We start from the raw sequence: 1271 nt of genomic DNA, 5'->3' as shown, positions 1-1271 counted from the left end.
ACGATGGAATACGACGTGGTGATCGTAGGCGGCGGCCCGGCGGGGCTGTCCGCGGCGATCCGCCTGAAGCAGTTGGCAGCCGAAAAAGGCGCCGAGATCGGCGTGTGCGTGCTGGAAAAAGGCTCGGAGATCGGGGCGCATATCCTCTCGGGCGCGGTCATGGACCCGCGCGCGCTCGATGAACTGATGCCCGACTGGAAGGAACAGGGCGCGCCGCTGAACGTGCCGGTGACCGAAGACAAGTTCCTTTTCCTTTCGGAAACCGGCGCGAAGTCCGTGCCCAACTGGGCGCTGCCCGACAACTTCAAGAACCACGGCAACTATGTCATCAGCCTCGCGAACGTCACGCGCTGGCTGGGCCAGCAGGCCGAGGCGCTGGGCGTCGAAATTTTCCCGGGTTTCCCCGCCGCGGAAATTCTTTACGATGAGAAAGGCGCCGTCAAAGGCGTCGCCACCGGCAACATGGGCGTGGGCAAGGATGGCGAGCCCACCGGGAACTTCCAGCTCGGCATGGAGCTGCACGCGAAGTACACGCTCTTCTGCGAAGGCTGCCGCGGGCATCTGGGCCGGCAACTGAACGAGAAGTTCGATCTCGGCAAGGACGCGACCCGCAGGTCTATGGCATCGGCATCAAGGAACTGTGGGAGATCGATCCGGCGAAGCACCAGCCGGGTCTGGTGATCCACACGGCGGGCTGGCCGCTGGAAAGCGACACCTACGGCGGCTCGTTCCTCTATCACATCGACAACAACCAGGTGATGGTGGGCTTTGTGGTGGGCCTCGCCTACACCAACCCCTACCTCTCGCCGTTCGAGGAGTTCCAGCGCTACAAGACGCACCCGGAAATCCGCAAGTACCTCGAAGGCGGCAAGCGTGTTTCCTATGGTGCACGGGCGATGACGGCGGGCGGCCTGATGTCGCTGCCGAAGCTGGTGTTCCCGGGCGGCGCGCTGGTGGGCGACGACGCGGGTTTCCTGAACGCCGCGCGCATCAAGGGCAGCCACGCGGCGATCAAGACGGGCATGCTGGCCGCCGATGCGGCCTTCGAAGCGGTGCAGGCGGGGCGCCAGCAGGACGAACTCGCCGCCTATCCGGAAGCGTTCAAACAGTCGTGGCTGCACGAAGAGCTGTACAAGGCGCGCAACTTCAAGCAGTGGATGAGCAAGGGCCTGTATCTGGGCACGCTGATGGTGGGCATCGAGCAGAAGCTGCTGGGCGGCAACGTGCCGTGGACGCTGCATCACCAGCACCGCGACAACGAGATGCTCAAG

Annotated in this window: 1 pseudogene; it reads left to right on the top strand. The window is 64.3% G+C overall.

Annotated features, from left to right (window positions below):
* Positions 1-1271: pseudogene (locus BFE01S_RS41680) on the top strand (NAD(P)/FAD-dependent oxidoreductase); the annotation flags it as partial.

The sequence above is a fragment of the Paraburkholderia ferrariae NBRC 106233 genome (assembly GCF_000685035.1).
In the GTDB taxonomy this organism is placed as follows: domain Bacteria; phylum Pseudomonadota; class Gammaproteobacteria; order Burkholderiales; family Burkholderiaceae; genus Paraburkholderia; species Paraburkholderia ferrariae.
The sequence above is the reverse complement of the archived record's forward strand: the minus strand, read 5'-3'. Positions and strand labels throughout refer to the sequence as shown.